Below are 20,998 nucleotides of genomic sequence, written 5' to 3' on the forward strand. Positions count from 1 at the left end.
ATCTCAAGTGATTATATGATTACTGTTCAGATAATTTTTGTTGCTCAATGGCAGCTGTCGCTAATTTTAGTATCGTCATATCATCCATTGGTGGATTATGTAATCCTGCACGAACATTACGATAATAGCGTTGTAACGGGTTCGTAAGCTGTAAACTTTTTGCTCCAACAACGCGCATCGCCTTATCCACGACATCAATCGCAATATTCGTCACCGTATGCTTGGCAACCGCCATTTCATTCGTTAAAGTATGTCGTCTTGTTGGATCATCATAAGCCTCTGCCACGCCATAAAGGACAAAACGTGCCTGATGTAGCTTTAATTCAATGTCTCCTAATAACTGCTGTACATTTGGTAATGTGCTAATCGGGGCATTTAAACTGTTTGGTTGATGATGATTAGCGAAATGTAACGCATAGTCTCTCGCTGCCTGTGCAATCCCTAAGTAAGTTGCAGGGATGTGCAAAATCCAGCCATTAATCTTGCCACCACTTGGATGACTCGGCAATTCTACTAAATGATTAGTAGGAACCACTACGTTCTGTAATACTAAATCATGACTACTTGTGCCACGCATCGCTGACATTTGCCAATTTTCTTCAATTGATAGCCCTGCTACATCTTTATGAATGAGGAAAAAGCCAATTTGCCCTTTTTCTTCAATCCAAGCAGACGTTAAGAAATAATCGAGTACGGGCGATGCAGTCGTAAATATTTTACGGCCATTTAATAACCAGCCATCCGCTGTCGATACTGCATTTGTTCCTGGACGGCCACCTCGCGTTGGACTACCAGTTGCTAATTCACTGACAGCTCGATTGATAATGGCACCTTGTTGTACTTTCTGTGCGAATTTTTGGAGTAAATCCTCAGCCCATAGCTTTTTGTCATATATTTCGCCAACAACACCTAATGTCCATCCGAGTGAAAGAGAGGCGTTTTCATCGCAACTAGCTAATGTTTCTTGAACGAGAATCATATCGTAAACAGATAATCCTTCTCCTCCATATTGTTTCGGTAAAGTTAGTTTTGGATAGCCGATTTGTAATAGTAGCTTATATGCCTCAAATGGAAACCGGGACTGTTCGTCGACTTCTACAGCCTCCGATTTGATTGGCTCTGCAATTGAAGCCAACTGCTCTAGCCAGTAACGCTGACGCTCCGTTTTAATAAATAACTCTTTCACAAAAATCTCCTTCTTCCTAAATTATATAAAACATATATATTTACTAAGAATTAACGGTTTAAAAAAAATCTCTACCTACATTAAGTAGTGAGATAACTTGTGGTACTGAATTTTCTGATTCATTGACATTATGATACTTTCAACATGGTTAATTGTCAATGGGCTAATTACAAGTTTTTTAGTAAGTATTATAGGATTTATTCCCCTCTTTTATTTCACAACTTATTTTATGCACCAAGCTGTATTCAAAACATATGCTAACACTAAGAAAGAGGTGTATAAATGAACAATAATTTAAATCCATCTCCAAGTACTATCAGCATGACCCAAATGGCTCCTCAAATTATTCAAACAAAATTTGGAGATATTAACGGTGATGGTTTTTTTGAAACTGTATTTTTAATGGGTACTAAAACACCCGATAGCCCGCTCTGGAAAAACATTACACTTGTCATCTTTTACGGGCAGACACGGCAATTCGAACAAATTGGGCTGAAAGAAAACGTTGGCTATAGTCCTACCATTTTTCTCGGAGATTTTACTGGAGATCATATAGAAGATATTATGGTGATTTCTGATACTGGTGGTAGTGGAGGAATTATTAACGGTGAAATTTTTTCATCTATAAACGGCAAAGTACGTTCAATATTTGATACCGAGTCATTTAATAGTAAACTAACTTACTCAGTCAACTACTTAAATAACTATAAAGCATCCGTGCGGAGTTTTAATCCTAAAAAGCAATATATTCTTGATTTACAATATAAAGGACCCGAGTACTTAGCGGAAATTTATAATCAAGATGGCACATTAAAGCAACCGATTGAAGGTTGGGTTGACCCTATCAGTGGATTATACCCTGTTGATTTTGATCGTGATGGCACATATGAAATATTAGCTTATCAAGAAATTGCGGGAAGATATCATGCGGATGGATTAGGATATGTTGAAAACATTTTAAAATGGAATGGTCGGGAGTTTGCCGTTGATCGACAATCTGTAGCCATTTATGGTGAGGATTTAACATAAACGCTCATTAAGACAGGTAGCCCTCTGGAAATAGAACTATTTTGGTGTTTATAAAAAAAAATCCGTAGACAGCCCTACGGATTTTTAGTAATGAGGGGTTTAAAGCCCCCTTTTTTTATTTTTCCACTAAAGCGAAGTAATTGTTTTCAGGATCTGCAAAGTTAAAAACTCTACCGATTGGCATCATGACTAAATCCCCTACTTTAATTCCTTTCGTTTGGAAATCTTGATACATGTCAGTTATGTTATCAGCGTAAAACATAATAGAAGGTGTCCCTAAATTTAATTCCGGTTGCATTTTCGCAATTACTTCTTTATTGTGCAGTACGAATGACGTTTGGGCATCCTTTGTAGGAGCAATTTCAATCCAACGCATCCCTGCTTCCTTATTATCAGCTACTACTACAAATCCTATTTTTTCAGTCCAAAACGCGACAGCTGCATCTTGATCATTTACATATAACATTACTTGTCCAATTTGTTGAATCATTACAAATTCCCTCCTCTTCTGAGCAATAGTATACATCAAATAGAACATTTCTATGTCTATCAACAAAGAATGTTTTTCAAGTTTTGAGATATTTTTTCGATACGATCAATTATCTAAAAATAAAAACCGATAAGGGCTTAACTTTTATTGTATATTTGTTAAAATTAGCTAGTCGTCTATTATTTACCTTCTTGGGGAAAAGTATAGAACAATAACAATAAAACATTTTTAGTGAGGATTATACAATTGACAAAACTAAGTTTACGGAAAAAGCTCATTTTTTCATTCTTAGCAATGCTTCTCATCCCAACTTTATTAATCGGTATCATTTCTTATCAAAGTGCAGAGAAGCAAATTTCTAAGGAACAACAAGCAAGTACAAACGAAAGTATTCGTATGCTTAATACGAATATTACTAGTACAATTAAGCCAAAGATTGAGGACATTCAATATTTTACTAAGAAACTTAATCAATCTTACTTACAAGAAAGTAAAGTGCCGGAGCTTAAGTCACTATTTAAAGAATACGTAAATATGCATCCAGAGATTGAACTTGTCTATTTTGGGACAAGTGAGGGCAAAATTCTCGATGAGCCCGCTCAGCAATATCAAAGTGACTTTGACCCACGAAAAAGACCCTGGTATACACAAGCAGTAAACAACAAAGGGCAGGTAACGATTACAGAACCCTATATTTCACAAGCTTCTGGTGACATGGTTATTACAATTACACAAGCATTGCCAGATAATTCTGGAGTCATCGGATTAGATCTCAATATATCTACATTAAGTGCCCTTACGAATGATATTCGTATTGGAAAAACAGGCTTTGCCTCACTATTAGATAACAACAAACTATATATTTCTCAACGTGATAAAGAAAGTGGTTCCAAGGCTACTGAAAGTTATATCGCTAAAATTTATGAACAGGATAGTGGCACAATTTTAGAAGCTGATCGACAGCTACAATTTATCACAAATGAACTAACGGGTTGGAAACTTGTTGGTACAATGTTCACTGCTGAAGCGACAAAGGCGGCCGCTACAACGTTTAATATGAACTTAATCATTATTGCGGTGTCCATTGTTGTGGGTGTAATGTTTATGCTGATTATGATTCGTTCTGTCGTAAATCCAATTAATCGACTAAAACATAGTGCTTTAAAAATTAGTGAAGGCGATTTAACGGAATTTATCGAAATTCACTCTAAGGATGAAATTGGCTTACTTAGTGAAGCATTTATTTCAATGAAAGTGAACTTGAAAAACCTGATTCGCAATGTTGACCGTAGCGTCCAACATGTACAAGAATCCGCACAAGGATTATCTGCCCACGCAGAGCAAAATATTGCTTCTTCTGAGCAGGTTTCACAAGCGATGCAACAAGTAGCGATTAGTGCAGAAAGACAGACAACAGGTATCGACCAAAATGCTATCTCTATCGAAGAAATTGCACAAGGAATCGTTGAAGTAGCAGATAGCGCAATGCAAGTAACAGACCTTTCTAACCACGCGATTGTGCAAGCCGAGGAAGGTGGTCAATCCGTTGAACGCACTGTAAATCAAATGGTATCAATTAATGAATCCGTGACACAATCAGACAGAATGATTAAGTCGCTTTATGATCGGACAAAAGAAATTGGTTCAATATTAGAAATTATTAGTGCGATTTCCGACCAAACAAATTTACTAGCATTAAATGCTGCGATTGAGGCTGCTAGAGCAGGCGAGCACGGTAAAGGATTTGCTGTCGTAGCTGATGAAGTAAGAAAATTAGCCGAGCAATCACATCAATCTGCTGAGCAAATTTCTTCCCTTATTACAGGGATTCAACAAGATACGGCTAAATCGGTGGAAACGATGATCAAAGCTTCTTCTGATGTACATGAAGGTTTACAGCTATCAGAAGATACAAGTAAAAAATTCGCGAGCATTACTGAAAGTTTACGTAATATTGCACCGAAAATGGAAGGTATCTCTGCATCTGCTCAAGAAATATCAGCTGTAGTGGAAGAAGTTACTGCAACGGCAATCGAGCTAACTGATCATGCAAAAATGAATGCAGCAGCCTCTGAAGAAGTTGCCGCTTCAACTGAACAAACATTGTCCTCTATGCAGGAGATGACATCCGCAGCTAAAGCTTTACTCGATATGGCGGACGAGTTACAAAGCTTTGTAGGTCGTTTTAAATATTAAGAGGCTGGGACATAACTAAAAAATTTAAGGAACAGAGAAAAGATATTCATAAATTTTTGCTATTTATGTAAAACTTAGCTCTTCTTGCTTTTGCAATAAAGAGAAGTGTTCAAGCGGAGACGGTGACTCCGGCAGGAACAGCACACCATGTAAGACGCGGGCAACAACGACATAGCAAAAAAGTGTTAGATTGATTAGGTTCAATCTAACACTTTTTCTCTTTTGTCCCAGCCTATTTCAATTTTCCTATTTAGCTTTTTCCTCATGGCTAAACTGCCACTCGATACCAAACTTATCTGTAAGTGAACCGTAACATTTACTCCAAAATGTTTCTTGAAGTTCCATCGTCACTTTGCCACCCTCTTTCAGTTTTTCAAACGCTTGTCGTAACTGCGCTTCATCATCTGTTACAACAGCTAATGTGACATTGTTACCAATGGTAAACGGTGAACCTGGGAATGTATCCGAAAACATTACCGTACTGCCTAAAATGGATAAGCGTGTATGCATAACGAGATTTTTCGCTTCCTCTGGTAATGGATAGCTTGGATCACTTGGTGAATCTCCAAATGTCATAATTTCAGCCTTGTCCGTATTAAAAACTTGCTCATAAAATGTTACAGCCTCTCGACAATTGCCATTGAAAATTAAATACACCTCTACTGCCATGCTCACCACTCCTCTGTCATTTATGAAACAACTCTATTGTACTTAGATAGCGAACGATAAGCTAGTCTTACCATTAGGAAATCCTCCATAGTTTTACTTCTAACATTCATATTATACTGTCAAAAAAGGATATGCTTTTCTATGTTTTAGTACCTTTCTTGTCTCCAACTGTCTATTTTTTATTTATTTTGATAAAATCTTTGACTTTTCATTGAAAATCATGTAAATTACCAAATGGCGAACAATTTAAAATAAACATCGAAAAATATTCGTATTTTAGGAGTGTATATAATGGATAACGTATTTGATTATGAAGATATTCAACTAATTCCCGCAAAATGTATTGTAAACAGTCGATCAGAATGTGATACATCTGTTACATTAGGCGGACACAAATTTAAATTACCTGTAGTCCCTGCAAATATGCAGACTATTATTGATGAAAGTATTGCCGCTAAGCTTGCTGAAAACGGTTACTTTTATATTATGCACCGTTTCAACCCTGAAACGCGTATTAGCTTTATTAAAGATATGCAAAGCCGTGGCTTAATTGCTTCCATTAGTGTCGGTGTAAAAGATGAGGAATATACATTTGTAGAAGAATTAGCAAGTGCTGGCTTAGTTCCGGAATTTATTACAATTGATATTGCACATGGTCATTCAAACGCTGTCATTCGTATGATTCAACATATTAAACAACATTTACCAAATAGCTTTGTTATTGCTGGTAATGTTGGTACACCTGAAGCAGTACGTGAGCTTGAAAACGCTGGTGCAGATGCTACAAAAGTTGGTATTGGGCCAGGTAAAGTATGTATTACAAAAATTAAAACAGGTTTTGGCACAGGTGGTTGGCAATTAGCAGCACTACGTTGGTGTGCAAAAGCTGCAACGAAACCAATTATTGCGGATGGTGGTATCCGCACAAATGGTGATATTGCGAAATCTGTACGTTTCGGTGCTTCAATGGTCATGATCGGTTCTTTATTTGCAGGTCACGAGGAATCGCCAGGTGAAACGATTGAAATCGATGGCAAATTAGTAAAAGAATACTTCGGCTCTGCATCAGAATTCCAAAAAGGTGAGAAGAAAAATGTCGAAGGTAAAAAAATGTTTGTAGAACATAAAGGTAGCCTAAAAGATACGTTAATTGAAATGCAACAAGACCTTCAATCATCTATTTCTTATGCTGGTGGCACGAAGCTAGAGGCTATTCGCAACGTAGATTACGTTATTGTAAAAAATTCAATTTTTAATGGCGATAAAGTTTACTAAGCACTATTAGCTTAACGTAAAGTACCCTATAGGATAGACAACAATCTATCTTATAGGGTACTTTTCACTTTTCATACGATTATGGCGAAAGTTGATAACTCTACACAATGCACTTGAAATATCCCATAGACAAAGAAACAAGCCCCCAAAGGAGCTTGCCTGTTTGAAGTACATCTTTATGCTTTACTAATCGCCTTTAAAGCTTAAATATTACAGCTTGTTGATTACAGCATGTAAAGTTTCTTGTAATTCTGCATCATGATCAGAAAGGTCTACAAGGTTACCTAAACGCTCACGTAATACAGGACGTTCAATGACTAATTTCTCGTCAAGAACTTGAACTAATAACTCAATAATAAGACGGTCACGAACATTTAACGCCTCTTCTAAACGCTCTGGTGTAATTTTTGCATCAGATTTTGCTGATTTTGCCATTTAAAAAAACCCCTTTTATTTTATATTCATGCAACTCTATTTTATCATACAGCCTAAATTTTTTAAAAACTTTCTTTTACAATACTATACAGTTATTTACAGTATTACGCATCTTCTGTTTACGTTATCATGTTATATTCAATAAAAGTAAGAAAATACACCAAATAACTCAAATTTTTGTGAAATTGCTATTCTCTTTTCGACGTTTTATTCATATTCTATAAGATAAATATTATGTTTAAATAAGAAGATGGAGGAATTACATGAATCACAAGCATAATACGTATCAACAACTTGTAAAAGCTGTCCCAAAATCTTTACAATTATTTCTCAACGTCTGCCTTGTATTATTAGCACTTATACTGTCCTTCCTGCTTATGAAAGAGCTCATTGAGTTTCTAAACATCTTATTAAAAGGTGGTACTAGTGACTACAAACTTTTCCTAGCAAATATTCTTATTTTCTTTTTGTATTTTGAATTTATTACAATGATTATTAAGTACTTTAAAGAGGATTACCATTTCCCGCTACGATACTTTATCTATATAGGGATTACAGCGATGATTCGCTTAATCATTGTCGAACACGATCATGCCATTAACACATTAATCTATGCCCTTATTATTTTAATATTAATTATTAGCTATTTTATTATTAATATTACACCTTTAGAAAGACCCATCCGTTCATCCATCCTAATGAAAAAGGATTAACACGAAAAAATTTTAACGTCTTTCTTCTATTAGAATGGAATGCTGTTACACACGTTGGTTTATTCAAAACAAAGAAGAACTTGTGCAATTCCTGTAAAAACTGTTCATCACTAACCTTTAGCATGCCGAGCATAAATAATTCTTGAACCGTCACCACGCCCATCACTAGCGAAGAAAGCTCCGCAATATCAATTATCATTTCTACATCATAGTGTGCGTTTTCTAACATCTCCAGAGCGCCATCTACCGTTCTTATTATAAGAGGCTTATTATTTTCTTCTAACAACGAATCATAAACAGTAAGCTTAAACGTTATATTGCTATTATTAAAATGATGTCGCTTGAGTTCCTGAAAGAAACCTCTTACATTGATTATCCGATACATTAAACCAATCCCTACAATAGCATTGGCATGGTATACACTCGGAATTAAATGATTGGATTCATTACGGACATCCCCTAAAAAGAAATGAATATTGTCATCCTGTGTATGCCATTCAATTCGATTTACTTGATCTGCCTGACTATTTAAAAACGTACTAAGCTCCAGTAAAGCCTCGGGTGTTTCATATAAAAATTCTTTTATAACCATATTATTCAGCAAAAAATTCGACTCACTTTGCTTTTTAAACGAAAATACGATATAGCCTTCTATATGGTCACCTTTGTCGACTGCAATAATATAGTTTTGCGAACTTTGAAAAATGCTATCCAACTCATTTTTTGTTTTTAAAAACATACCATGCTTTTTCAGTGCTATTCTGTTATAACAATCTTCCAACAATTGCTGATCCTGTTGATGTAAATATTTAAGATGCTGTTTGGTGGACCCTTTCGGAAAGCTTGATGGTTGGACTGAATATTGGTACATTTTCGGTCCATAGCCAAAGCCCATTTTTTTATAAAAATCCGGTCTAAATGGATATAAGGCAACGATGTGCACATCCTTCTCTAAAAAAATTTGAAAGAAATGATCGATTAGTTCTTTAGCAACTCGCTCTTTTTTATGCAGTAAGTCTACTGCAACTTGACCAACACCACCAATTGGAATGATATTCGAAAATAAGTTCATTTTAAAATCATGGATACGCATACCACCCAATAAATTGTGGTTTTCCCATAGTCCATAATAATTTATAGTGGGTTCATTGCTCATGTTATGCTTAAAAATGGATACTAATCGCTCCTTTGTTTGTGGAGAAGTTTGCACGACTCCCGGATAAGCACCAATAACAATATCTACATATTTTAAAACTTCTTCTTCTTCTTGAATTTTCTTTACAATTCGCATATACACCCTCCTATTATTATAAAAATATTTGGCTTAATGCCATTTGCTTTCACATTAATTCCTCCCCCATTAATAACATATATTACCACATACTATTCATTACTGTATGATAACTGTAGAGAAGCTAAAAAATGTGTGTCGATAAAAATGTGCCTTCGAAGGAACGGGGCTGTTAGCTTCCCCCAATATCAACATGTTCGCTGGGAAATGCAAAACAGAGAGCGTAGTAGTTGCCTCAAATATGATGTGTTGAAACGCTATTTCTTTTGCTTCTAACAACGTTGTTAGAGCTATATACATTACTATAAGGAGGATGACAAAGTTGGATTTGATTGATGCCTATATTTATGAAGTGATTCGAAGGATTCCTAAAAATAAAAGGGACGCGATTGGAGTTGAATTAAAATCTACAATTGAAGATATGTTACCCGAGGATTTTTCAGAATTAGAGGTAAAAGAAGCTCTTTTAAAACTTGGAGACCCAGCAAAACTTGCTGCGAGCTATCAACAGGAACCGAAATATTTAATTGGTCCTGAACTGTACAGCACTTACATGCAGACAATCAAAGTAGTGCTTCCTTGGGCAATCCTTATTACAATAATTGTACTTCTTGTAAAAAGTATTTTTTCCTTCCCAGCGGATGGATTGCTGTTGTCTGCTATTATTCAAGCCATATCTATAACGATTGCCACTATGATCGAAGTAGTCTTACAAGTACTGTTTTGGATTACCATTGCCTTTATCATAACGGAACGCTATGGTAACACGAAAAATCTACTATTCTTTATGAAAAGCAACAAAGAATGGACACCGGAAGATTTAAAGAAAACAAAAATTATCGACAAAGACAATTATATACCGCTTACTGATATTATCTTTAGCCTATTAGGAATAGCCATTTTTACGTTTGTTTATTTGAATGCCGCTCATCTGATTGGAATTTACTCTTCGGATGAAAGAAGTGGCTTAAAATTTGTTATGCCTATTTTCAACCAAGATACCCTCTTGTCTTATAGACCGATTATTTTATTTTGCATCGTTTTAAGTATGGCTTTAACCATATATAAATGGAAGGTTAGACAATGGACCATGCCGATTGCCATTATAAGTGCCGTTCTTCAATGTATGGGTACAATTGTGTTGATTGTCATGGCAAATCAGCCTGATATTATTCATAGTGCGGCAATACCCTATATGGCGGCTATTATGGAAACCACTTCTACAAAGATTTTGTTTACGCTAGATCGCATACTACTTGTCGTAATTACTCTGACGATTCTAGCAAGTGCATTTGATATTTATAGTGGCTTTAAAAAGGCTAAAAAGCGCTAAAATTCTTTGTGAAAAATAGTTTAAATCACCAAACAGAAAGGGTAATAAATTAATATTGATTTTTTTTCATATTTTTTCACTACTCGTTGTGACTTTCACCTATAGTTAACAGAGGTTTAGCAATAAAAAACAAACTTATTTCCTAGTAAAATATACCTTAAATTCATTAAAATACCGTTATTCTCTAATATTTTGTATAATAATGATGTTAAGAGTATTTTTAATACAATTTATAATCTGCACTTCATCAATGGTTCAAGCAGAATAAGGGGAAAAAACTATGACAATTCTTCTTGTAGATGACAATTCAGTCAATCTATTCGTAATCGAAAAAATTTTAAAAAATGCAGGTTATGATAACTGTGTATCTCTTTCATCAGCTTATGAGCTTTTCGACTATCTTCAGTTAGATGCAAAAAATCCCGCAGGTACTTCTGTCGAGCTGATTTTATTAGACATTATGATGCCTGAAATAGATGGTATTGAAGCTTGCAAACGGATAAAACAAAATGAAAAATTCAAAGATATTCAAATTATTTTCGTTACAGCATTAGAAGATAAAAACAAGCTTGCGGAAGCACTCGATATTGGAGGGGTCGATTATATTACAAAGCCCATCAATAAGACGGAACTTCTTGCAAGAATTCGTGTTGCTCTAAGATTAAAGGCTGAATTAGATTGGCATATGAAACAAGAAATGAAAATCAAGTATGAATTAGATTTAGCCACACGTGTACAACGCAGTTTACTAAGTGCACCTTTAACTGAAGATCATATTCAAATCGAGGTATCCTACCTCCCCTCTTCAAATTTAGCAGGGGATATGTACTATTGGTATAAAATTAACGATCACCGTTACGCGGTTATTTTACTCGATATGATGGGTCACGGTATACCAGCAGCGCTCGTTTGTATGTTTATCTCTTCTGTACTAAGGGAAGCTGTCAAACAGTTGGTGGAACCCGAGCTCGTTATTAAGGAACTAAATCGTTATATGACGCTTCTGCAAAATGCAAAGGAAGAAAATATTCATTACTTTACAGCTATTTACATAGTGATTGATACGGAACAAAAAACAATTGAATACGTTAACGCGGGCCATCCTGCTGGATACGCACTTGTTGATGAAACTACACTAGTTCCTTTAAACCAAGGAAGCTGTGCTGTCGGCTTTTTTGAAGAAATAAAGGTACAAAAACAAACAATCCAATATCAAAAGGATGTTCAAATTGTTTTATATACAGATGGGGTTTTAGAGGCGATGGGACCATGCGAAATAGAATCTGAAAAACTTTTACAAAAACTAACCTCAAAAAAATGGAATTATACACAATGTCTGATTGATAATTTACTACCTAAAGAAAAGCAAAAAAACCAACCGGACGATATGTGTGTATTAATGATTCAAGCACAAGCAATGTAAATTTATGAGTCAATAATTTCAAAAATCCGCATACATTTCTGCTGCTGACAAGCGTAAACGCAATGTCTGCAACAGAATGTATAGCGGATTTTTTCTATGACTACCTTCTATTTTTTTTGATAAATTTTTTCAATGGCAACAGTTTCTTTATATTTTGAAATGATCCCGTCACAACGTAGCGTTTCTTTATCACCTAAACATAAAAAGCCATCTCGGCTTAGACTATCGTAAAATAAATGATGTACTTGGCTTTGTAGAGCAGGAGAAAAATAAATTAAAACATTGCGGCAGACAATCACATGAAATTCATTAAAGGATTGATCTGTTACTAAATTATGCTGTGCAAAAATAATATTTTTTAAAAGTTCCGGATGGAAATAGGCGTATTGATAGTCAGTTTTATAGTATTCCGAAAAAGCATGATTCCCCCCCGCAAGCATATAATTCGTTGTATATGCTTGCATTTTTTTTATTGAGAAGGCGCCCTTTTTTGCCTTTTCTAACACATGCTCATTCATATCCGTAGCGTAAATCACAGATCTATCTATTAGTCCTTCTTCCTGTAATAATATAGCCATTGAGTACACCTCTTCGCCTGTAGCACATCCTGCATGCCATATACGAATTTCTGGGTACTGTCTTAAATAGGGCACAACTTCTTTACGGAACGCTTTAAAAAAGCTAGGATTACGAAACATTTCTGTGACATTGATAGAAAAATCATTCAAAAGCTGCTCCAAAAAACTTTCTTCATGTATCGCTTTTTCTTGTACCCGGGAAATAGTCGGTATATTACTCACCCTCATCCGATTATAAATGCGACGAGAAATAGATGAGCGATTATATTGTCGAAAATCAAAACCGGATAAACGATAGATAGCTTCGAGTAGTAACTCAATTTCCATATCCGCATGCTTATTCATTTGTTGCTTTAGCTCAAAATTTTGGAATTGATTATCCATGCTTATTTTTTAACTCCCTTTAGAAACTAGCCATACGCGTAAGACCGATACTAATTGATCTAGATTTAACGGCTTACTAATATAATCAGATGCACCTGCTTCTAGAGATTTATCACGATCTGTACTCATTGCTTTTGCTGTTAAAGCGATAATTGGCAAATCAGTAAGCTTCATTTTCGTACGAATAATAGACATTGTTTCATATCCATCCATATTCGGCATCATAATATCCATCAGAATAAGATCTATTTTATTATTCGTCTCCATAATCTCTAAACATTCTAATCCATCTTTCGCAACGAGAATATTCATGCCTCTTTTTTCAAGCGCTGCTTTCAATGCATAGATATTGCGATTATCATCATCTACGATTAAAATATTTTTCCCTTGGAAAACTTCTACTTCTTGTGGAGAAACCTGATAGCTTTCATCTACTTGCTCTTCCACTTCTTCAACAATGTCATCTGCTTCTAGTGTAGCGACCACTTCAACATAAGCGGAATCTATGGCTGTCGTATTTAAGCCGTTAGGTAAACTTGGAATAGTGAGCGTAAAGCTACTGCCTTTCCCTTCTTCACTTTGTAATGCAACCCAACCTCCAAGTAATTTTGCAAATTCCTTACAAATGGATAAACCAAGACCTGTTCCACCATATTTACGTACAGTAGCCCCATCTGCTTGTTGGAAGGATTCAAAGATTAGCTGATGCTTGTCCTTTGGAATACCTATTCCCGTATCAGATACCGTAATTTCAAGCCATTCTGTGCTTACTTCTTGCATATTAGATGTTAGTTGTTGATGATCAAGCTGCTTAATATTTAAATGTACATAACCCTGTTCCGTAAATTTCAATGCATTTGATAATAAATTTTTTAAAATTTGTTGGAATCTCTTTTCGTCTGTATAGAAAATATCGACTACGTTTGGTGCTTTCGAAATATGCAATTCTAAATTCTTTTTCTTAGCTACTGGCGCAAAGATTTGCTCTATTTGCATTGGCAATTCACTCATATTTACTTCATCAAAAATAATTTCAATTTTACCAGCCTCAACCTTTGATATATCTAAAATATCATTGATTAATGCAAGTAGATCCTCACCAGAAGAATGAATGACTCTTGCAAATTCCATCTCTTCTTCCGTTAAATTATCGTTGCCATTCTCTGATAACATTTCAGACAAAATTAAAATGCTATTTAATGGTGTCCGTAATTCGTGGGACATGTTGGCTAAAAACTGAGATTTGTAATTAGAATTTAATACAAGTTGCTCCGCACTATCTTCTAAATCTTTTTTGGCGCTCTCTAATTCTTTCGTTTTCATTTCAGCTTCTTTTGTTCTTTCCTCAAGCTGTTCATTAATCATCGTGAGCTCTTCTGTTTGCATTTGTAACTCTTCCGATTGCGTTTGTAGCTCTTCCGATTGTACTTGTAATTCCTCTGTCATGGCTCTTGATTCATTTAAGAGTCGTACAATTTCCATACGTCCTAAAATGCTATTGACCGTTAATCCAAATGTTTCGATTACTTGGTTCACCAATTCCTGCTGTAACGCTGTATAACTCTTCATCGTCGCAAGTTCTACGACAGCTATAACCTCATCTTCGAATATAATGGGGAAAATAAAAATACTCTTTGGTGGTGCTTCACCTAAACCTGTTCCGATTAAACGATAATCTTGCGAAACATCGTGATTAATGAAAACCCGTTTTTCAAGCGCACATTGACCAATTAAACCTTGTCCAATTTTAAATTGGTCAATACCAACCTTGTCTCCCATGTCAGCAAAGGACGCTTTCTTCACAAAGCAGACTTCGTTATTGTGCATTTCTCGCACATAAAATGCACCGAAGGATGATTGTGTTTTTTGCGCCATTTCTGAAAGAAAAGTTTCAGCCAATTTCGTGATAGCAGAAATACCTTGATATTTTGTAACGATTTCAGCGATATTAGCTTGCAGCCATTCTCTTCGCTCAAGTGTATCTAACAACTCATTTGTCGCATCTGCCAGCGCATTAATTTCATCATTCGTTTTAACGTGAATCCTTGTTCGATGATTACCTTTTGAAGCGGCAATTTCTTTAATTGTTTGTGTGACCTCTGTTATTGTTTTGACGATTGAACGTGAAATCCCACTAGCTATAACAATCGCAATAAAAGATACAAGCACTAAGATACCAAATAATGCCGTAGTTAAATTACTATTTGTTTTGTCTAATTGTTTTGCTTTAGTTTGCGTAAATGCGTTCTCATCTGCACGGAAAGCGTCAAATTGCTTTCGCATCGTGTCCATATCTTTGCGTCCAACATCTACTTTAAAAAATTCTTGCAATGCTACCGTATTCTTTTCTTTTTTTAAATGTATTGTCGGTTCACCAGATGTCGCAATCCAATGTTCTATCGTAGCCTTAATAGTTTCTAATTTCTTTTGCTGATTGCCCCTATTTTCTAATAACTGATAGAGTTCATCATAGTCAATCTTCCAATTTTCTTCGGCATTTTCGTATGGCTCTAAATAGCTCGAATCACCCGTAATAATATAGCCTCGTTGGCTCGTTTCCATATCTAAAATATATTTTTCAATACGATTTGTAAGTGTTTGTACTTGAGAATCATATTTAATAATAAAATTCCTTTCCTTTTGTAGGGAAGTAATTTGATTGTTTAATATAATCACTGACGCAAGTAAACAAAGAATAATAACTACATAACCGAGGGTAATCTTAGTCCGAATACCCATTTTCATTTTTTTATCCATTGTATTCCCTACCTTTACCTGTCCTACTAACATATTAACAGTATAATGATGGAATTAAAAATTACAGATGCACTTCACCTTTTATCCATTTTACTAAAATTGCATATTTATAAATTTAGGCATTTCTTTCTCCCTACTTATTTCCCGCTTCAAAGCCATTTAATCTTATCATTTCAAAAATACCCCCAAAAAATAATGAAAATTTGTCTATTTATACATATCTATTTATATTCATTCTTTTGTCGACAAATTAAAGAAAGTCTTTTGTATTGTTTCGTGATTTTGTTAATAAGCATCTTATAATTTCATATACATCTTATATTGAATGATTTTGAAATAAGGGGAGAAAAATGTGGATATATTGATTAGGCCTGGTGATTCACTGTGGTATTTCAGCGATTTGTTTAAAATACCCCTTCAACTACTCTTGGACTCCAATCGAAACATCAACCCTCAACACCTTCAAGTAGGACAACGTATTCAAATACCTGGTTATGTAACAACTAGTTATACCATTACCCAAGGCGACTCTTTGTGGCAAATCGCCCAAAACAAAAATCTTCCGCTCAATGCCATTTTACTTGTCAATCCAGAAATCCAACCCAGTCGACTACACATTGGGCAGACAATACAAGTTCCTCAAAGACTAACTTGGCGGCTCGTAAACGGCCAGCAAAATTATGATTACAGCATGATGATGAATGATATAAAAAAACTACAAACCGCCTATCCATTTCTTCAAAGCACATCCATTGGCAACTCCGTTTTAGCACAACCAATTCCTGAGATTTTAATTGGAAACGGCTCAAAACGCATACATTATAACGGTTCCTTTCATGCAAATGAATGGATTACTACACCGACCATCATGACTTTTCTAAACGACTATTTACTCGCACTAACAAATCAAACGACCATAAGAGGGCTCTCGATGGGACCACTTTATAACCAAACAACGCTATCACTAGTTCCGATGGTTAACCCCGATGGCGTCAATTTAGTTATCAACGGTCCTCCAGCTAACGAAGCATTAAAAAATAAACTAATTGCTTGGAATCATAACAGTCAAAACTTTTCTGGATGGAAGGCGAACATTAATGGTGTTGATTTAAACGACCAATTTCCTGCAAAGTGGGAGCTTGAAAATGCTCGCAATCCACAAACACCAGGACCACGTGATTATGGAGGGGAAGCTCCGTTGACCCAGCCAGAAGCTATTGCTATGGCTGATTTAACAAGGAACAGCCATTTTGCTTGGGTTTTAGCATTTCATACGCAAGGCAGGGTCATTTATTGGGGATTTGAAAATCTTGAACCACCTGAATCACAAACAATGGTAGAAGAATTTAGCAGAGTAAGTGGTTATGACCCCATTCAATCTGCAAATAGCTATGCTGGTTATAAAGATTGGTTTATTCAAGATTGGCGCAGACCAGGCTTCACAGTAGAGCTAGGTAGCGGTACAAACCCGCTGCCAATTAGCCAGTTCGATACTATATACCAAGAAGCGTTAGGTATTTTTTTAGCTGGATTGTATTTATAACAACCAATTTTACTTTTTAAACTTAACGAAGCCGACCATTCAGGATACTTGTCCTACTTGGTCGGCTTTTATTTTTTAACTTTTTCTATAAAGTACCAATTATTACTTTGACAGATAGAGTAATCTTTGCTAATATTACTCCATCAGATAGAGCAATAATTTTAAGTAGGTGACGTATGGTTCGAAGTGACATTATCCGTGGACACTTGGATTCAATTATTTTACGGCTAATTTTAGAGAAGGATCGCTATGGTTACGAAATTTCCCAAGAAATAAGCAACCGGACAAAAAATCGTTTTCAAATTAAAGAAGCAACTCTATACGCCGTATTTCAACGTTTAGAAAAAAAAGAAGTAATTGAAGCCTATTATGGCGATGTATCGCACGGAGGCAAAAGAAAATATTATCGCATTACCTCATTAGGCAAGGCTTATTTAAGCGAGCTTGTAAAAGAATGGGCAGAAGTGAAGGAAATTATCGACTTATTTATGGAGGGCTTAGAATGAAAAAAATTAAACATCATATTGATGAGCTATTTAAAGACATGCCACGCAATACTGAAACAGAAATGGTGAAACAGGAAATCATCGAAAACCTTGAAGAAAAAGTATTTTATTTAATGGAGCAAGGGAAGGAAGAAGAGGATGCCATCAATAAAGCAATCGTTGAATTTGGCGATATTGAAGATTTAAAAAAGGAATTGGGTGTAAAAGAGCCTGAAAAGAAAAGTATGGCTAAGTTAAATTTAGAATTTTCGCTATGGGGAAGTGGATTAATAGCAGCGTTCTTTATTTTTATCAATCTTTATTACACACCCAATACAATTTGGGCGATTTATCCAATTTTCGCAATACTATGGTGGCCCCTTTCGATGTACTTCGTCTGGTCACGTAAGAAATGGAGTGAGTAAATATGAAACATTTTATTAGTTTTTCGGTTGTTGGCAGTTTGATGACTATGCTATTTTTAGGAATTGTCAATTATACAACAACTCCTCAAACAATATGGTTTATTTACCCTTGTATATTGCTGTTGCTATGGCCAATCACTCTATATTTCATGTCCAAAAAACTATATAAACAATACGCCGTCATTTGTAGCGCCATGGTTATTGCTTTTCTCATTATTGAAAATCTATTGTATTCACCGCAGCATTTATGGTTTATCTATGCTATTTATCCGATAGTATGGTGGCCCATTCTTATGTATTTAGAGGAAAAAGCGAAATCATTAAATATTGCACTGATTGGCTGTGCAAGCACCATCTTCTATTATTCATTCATCAATTTCATCATGTCCCCACAATATCCTTGGGCGATTTACCCGGCATTTTTAGTGATATGGTGGCCATTAGCTCTATATCATGCCCAAAAAAGAACGTTCGTTGCCTTCTCGGTTTATGCTAGCTTACACATCAGTATCTTTTTTATTATCGTCAACATTGTTTCTTCACCAAGCGTAATTTGGGCGATCTACCCAATATTCTTAGTACTTTGGTGGCCATTAAGTATGTATTTTTATGTTTATAAAAGAAGACTTTATCAAAGTTCTACCATGACCAAAGATTTTTAAACGACTACAATACAGCTAAAGGAATCATACTTTATGTATAAACAACAATCAGCTATTGGGAAAATTATCGTCATCTTCCTGCTCATACTATTCACTGTCAATGGTGTTGTATTTGCCACTAGCGATCATGTCATGGATAAAGATAAAACCTTAGATATTTCTGCTATTGACGCATTTATGACAAAAGAAATTGACCGATTGCACATCCCAGGGGCTTCACTCGCTATCGTTAAGGAACACCAAGTTGAATATTTGCAAGGTTATGGTGTTTCAAAACCAGATGGGACAAAAATGACACCACAAACACCTATCGTCATCGGCTCCGTTAGTAAATCGTTTACTGCTCTTGCCATCATGCAGCTTGTGGAACAAGGGAAACTCCATTTAGATGATACAGTGTCCTCCATACTACCAACGTTTCAACTTGCTAATAAAGAAGAAGCTAAAAAAATAACTATTCTACACTTGTTAAACCATACAAGCGGTCTCTCTACTTATGATGGCCAAGTAGCAATATCCGACGGTGATCAAACATTACAAGAACATGTAAAAACCTTAGCCACTATAAAGTTGGCATCACCTGTAGGTAGCCAATATGAATATTCAAATTTGAATTATAACTTATTAGGTGCAGTCATAGAGGAAGTTACAAATACATCCTATAAAGAATATGTAGAGGAACATATTTTTAAGCCGCTGGCAATGCATAATAGTTATGCAGATCCAAAAGATGATCGCAACAATACTAGCGCTACGGGTTATCAAACTGTATTTGGATTTAAGATGCCTACAAAACAGTTAATCCATCGTGGTACTGTTTCTTCAGGATATCTTCTTTCTAGTGCAGAAGATATGGCAAATTACATGATAGCGCAATTGAATAATGGTCACTTTAACGGGAAAAACATACTATCACCAAACGCAATGAACAAATTACACCACCCTTTTGCATTTATCGGGGATAGTACTTATTATGCCATGGGTTGGGAAGTAAAAAATGCGATTATCTCCCATAATGGCTGGACAGAAAACACCTATTCAAAAGTGTTATTGGACAAGGAATACGGTATTAGTCTCCAAATCAATGCAATGGATTATTTTAATTTAAATGAATATGATGCCATCGTAAATGGACTTCATCAACTTGTCCATCAAGAACAACCCTCATTATCGAATAGTAAGCCTTTTCTAAAATATATACTATTCGATTTACTATTAGCGATTATTATTGCGCTTATTGTTCGGTCTATTTATCGATTGTTTAACCGTAAAAAACCTAAAGTAACAACTTTTCAGCGGGCGTTTCAGTGGTTCTCACTAGCGGTCTTTAACTTGCTACTACCTTCATTTGTTTTAATTGCTTTCCCACAATTATTTGGTCCATTATCTACTGTAACTTTATTTGCTCCTGGAATAGGACATTTGTTATTTATAGTACCTGTATCACTTTTAATAATAGGGCTCATCACGTTAGTTCAATACCTACTGAAGAAACCCATACTCGCTTCAAGGTTACGTGGAAATTATTAATGGTTCACTTCACATAAATTATATATTTACTATATAATTTAATAAGTAAATATTTTAGTGGGCTGTGATCATATGTCAAAAAATAATCCAATGCACGAAGTTGAAAGCATCATGCGCGAAATGCTTGAAATACAGCAAAAATCTATGATGTTTGTGAATCTGCTGTCAGAAGGCGAAACATTATCTCAAAACCAGCTTATCCTTCTTCTTCAGCTAAAAATCAACGGTGGTATGAAGGCAACAGAAATTGCTGATTTCTTTAGTGTAACCCCCGGGGCTGTTACATCCATGTGCGATAAATTGGAGAAGCTTAATTTTGTTCAACGCGTTAGAGAAAGTGAAGATCGACGTGTCGTAAATATGAAATTAACGACAGAAGGAGAACAAAAAGTACAAGAAATTTTTTTAAAACTTCCACAAGAAAAACTAACAGAAATAGCAAATGTATTAACGGATGTAAATCAGTTAATGCAAAAAATTTTTTAAGGATTTCAAACATTGAAATCCTTTTTTTATTGCCCTCATAACGGTATTTATTTTTCACCTATAGACTAGGCAGTTTTTTATTCTTGACAAAATAGAGCAGCATATAAT

The 20,998-nt window shown here is 35.4% G+C and carries 19 protein-coding genes; 12 read left to right on the forward strand and 7 right to left on the reverse strand.

Annotation, left to right across the window (positions count from 1 at the left end):
• Positions 1-19: 19 nt before the first annotated feature.
• A complete protein-coding gene (locus I5435_RS22660) occupies positions 20-1,186 on the reverse strand; it encodes an acyl-CoA dehydrogenase family protein (protein WP_108031069.1) in 1,167 nt (388 codons plus the stop codon).
• 282 nt (positions 1,187-1,468) lie between these two features.
• Between I5435_RS22660 and I5435_RS22665 the strand changes: the two genes are divergently transcribed.
• Positions 1,469-2,215, forward strand: a complete 747-nt coding sequence (locus I5435_RS22665; RefSeq protein WP_108031070.1) for a hypothetical protein — start codon at positions 1,469-1,471, stop codon at positions 2,213-2,215.
• Positions 2,216-2,330: 115 nt separating this feature from the next.
• On the opposite strand, the gene I5435_RS22670 is transcribed toward I5435_RS22665, so the two are convergent.
• Positions 2,331-2,705, reverse strand: coding sequence for a VOC family protein (locus I5435_RS22670; protein ID WP_024364442.1), 375 nt, complete (start codon positions 2,703-2,705; stop codon positions 2,331-2,333).
• Between the two features lie 246 nt (positions 2,706-2,951).
• Here I5435_RS22670 and I5435_RS22675 point away from each other — a divergent pair, with 246 nt between their 5' ends.
• Positions 2,952-4,901, forward strand: a complete 1,950-nt coding sequence (locus tag I5435_RS22675) for a methyl-accepting chemotaxis protein (protein WP_025220875.1) — start codon at positions 2,952-2,954, stop codon at positions 4,899-4,901.
• Between the two features lie 246 nt (positions 4,902-5,147).
• Here I5435_RS22675 and I5435_RS22680 read toward each other — a convergent pair whose 3' ends face one another.
• Positions 5,148-5,570 carry a VOC family protein gene (locus tag I5435_RS22680; protein WP_025220876.1) on the reverse strand — a complete coding sequence of 141 codons (423 nt, stop codon included), beginning with the start codon at positions 5,568-5,570 and terminating at the stop codon, positions 5,148-5,150.
• A 291-nt stretch (positions 5,571-5,861) separates the two neighbouring features.
• On the opposite strand from I5435_RS22680, the gene guaC reads away from it, so the two are divergent.
• Positions 5,862-6,845 carry a GMP reductase gene (gene guaC / locus I5435_RS22685; protein WP_029747417.1) on the forward strand — a complete coding sequence of 328 codons (984 nt, stop codon included), beginning with the start codon at positions 5,862-5,864 and terminating at the stop codon, positions 6,843-6,845.
• Positions 6,846-7,055: 210 nt separating this feature from the next.
• Here the strand turns inward: guaC and I5435_RS22690 are convergent, their stop codons facing one another.
• Positions 7,056-7,280, reverse strand: a complete 225-nt coding sequence (locus I5435_RS22690; protein ID WP_024364446.1) for a hypothetical protein — start codon at positions 7,278-7,280, stop codon at positions 7,056-7,058.
• A 263-nt stretch (positions 7,281-7,543) separates the two neighbouring features.
• Between I5435_RS22690 and psiE the strand changes: the two genes are divergently transcribed.
• Positions 7,544-7,993 (forward strand): phosphate-starvation-inducible protein PsiE, encoded by a 450-nt coding sequence (gene psiE / locus I5435_RS22695; protein ID WP_337983021.1) that lies wholly within the window; start codon positions 7,544-7,546, stop codon positions 7,991-7,993.
• On the opposite strand, the gene I5435_RS22700 is transcribed toward psiE, so the two are convergent.
• Entirely contained in the window at positions 7,941-9,284 is a 1,344-nt protein-coding gene (locus I5435_RS22700) for a GNAT family N-acetyltransferase (protein ID WP_337983022.1), read from the reverse strand. The genes psiE and I5435_RS22700 overlap by 53 nt on opposite strands.
• A 322-nt stretch (positions 9,285-9,606) precedes the next feature.
• On the opposite strand from I5435_RS22700, the gene I5435_RS22705 reads away from it, so the two are divergent.
• Together I5435_RS22705 and I5435_RS22710 are read left to right on the forward strand one after the other, a co-directional pair.
• On the forward strand, positions 9,607-10,617 hold the full coding sequence (locus I5435_RS22705) for a hypothetical protein (protein WP_337983023.1): 1,011 nt from the start codon (positions 9,607-9,609) through the stop codon (positions 10,615-10,617).
• Between the two features lie 280 nt (positions 10,618-10,897).
• Entirely contained in the window at positions 10,898-12,040 is a 1,143-nt protein-coding gene (locus I5435_RS22710; RefSeq protein ID WP_025220879.1) for a SpoIIE family protein phosphatase, read from the forward strand.
• Positions 12,041-12,147: 107 nt separating this feature from the next.
• On the opposite strand, the gene I5435_RS22715 is transcribed toward I5435_RS22710, so the two are convergent.
• Both I5435_RS22715 and I5435_RS22720 read right to left on the reverse strand, forming a co-directional pair.
• Positions 12,148-13,002, reverse strand: coding sequence for a CheR family methyltransferase (locus I5435_RS22715; protein ID WP_024364451.1), 855 nt, complete (start codon positions 13,000-13,002; stop codon positions 12,148-12,150).
• Between the two features lie 9 nt (positions 13,003-13,011).
• Positions 13,012-15,759 carry a CHASE3 domain-containing protein gene (locus I5435_RS22720; RefSeq protein WP_337983024.1) on the reverse strand — a complete coding sequence of 916 codons (2,748 nt, stop codon included), beginning with the start codon at positions 15,757-15,759 and terminating at the stop codon, positions 13,012-13,014.
• A 352-nt stretch (positions 15,760-16,111) separates the two neighbouring features.
• Between I5435_RS22720 and I5435_RS22725 the strand changes: the two genes are divergently transcribed.
• The 6 genes from I5435_RS22725 (at position 16,112) to I5435_RS22750 (ending at position 20,890) form a co-directional block, all read left to right on the forward strand.
• A complete protein-coding gene (locus I5435_RS22725) occupies positions 16,112-17,302 on the forward strand; it encodes a M14 family metallopeptidase (RefSeq protein ID WP_337983025.1) in 1,191 nt (396 codons plus the stop codon).
• Positions 17,303-17,478: 176 nt separating this feature from the next.
• Positions 17,479-17,808, forward strand: coding sequence for a PadR family transcriptional regulator (locus I5435_RS22730; protein ID WP_024364300.1), 330 nt, complete (start codon positions 17,479-17,481; stop codon positions 17,806-17,808).
• Positions 17,805-18,212, forward strand: coding sequence for a permease prefix domain 1-containing protein (locus tag I5435_RS22735; protein WP_024364301.1), 408 nt, complete (start codon positions 17,805-17,807; stop codon positions 18,210-18,212). Before I5435_RS22730 ends, I5435_RS22735 begins: the two co-directional genes overlap by 4 nt.
• Positions 18,213-18,214: 2 nt before the next feature.
• A complete protein-coding gene (locus I5435_RS22740) occupies positions 18,215-18,874 on the forward strand; it encodes a hypothetical protein (RefSeq protein WP_024364302.1) in 660 nt (219 codons plus the stop codon).
• A gap of 33 nt (positions 18,875-18,907) precedes the next feature.
• Entirely contained in the window at positions 18,908-20,404 is a 1,497-nt protein-coding gene (locus tag I5435_RS22745; RefSeq protein ID WP_025220882.1) for a serine hydrolase domain-containing protein, read from the forward strand.
• A gap of 72 nt (positions 20,405-20,476) precedes the next feature.
• Positions 20,477-20,890 carry a MarR family winged helix-turn-helix transcriptional regulator gene (locus tag I5435_RS22750; RefSeq protein WP_024364304.1) on the forward strand — a complete coding sequence of 138 codons (414 nt, stop codon included), beginning with the start codon at positions 20,477-20,479 and terminating at the stop codon, positions 20,888-20,890.
• The last annotated feature ends 108 nt before the right edge of the window (positions 20,891-20,998 follow it).

It is taken from the genome of Lysinibacillus sp. C5.1 (assembly GCF_016350185.1).
GTDB classification, from domain to species: Bacteria; Bacillota; Bacilli; order Bacillales_A; family Planococcaceae; genus Lysinibacillus; species Lysinibacillus sphaericus.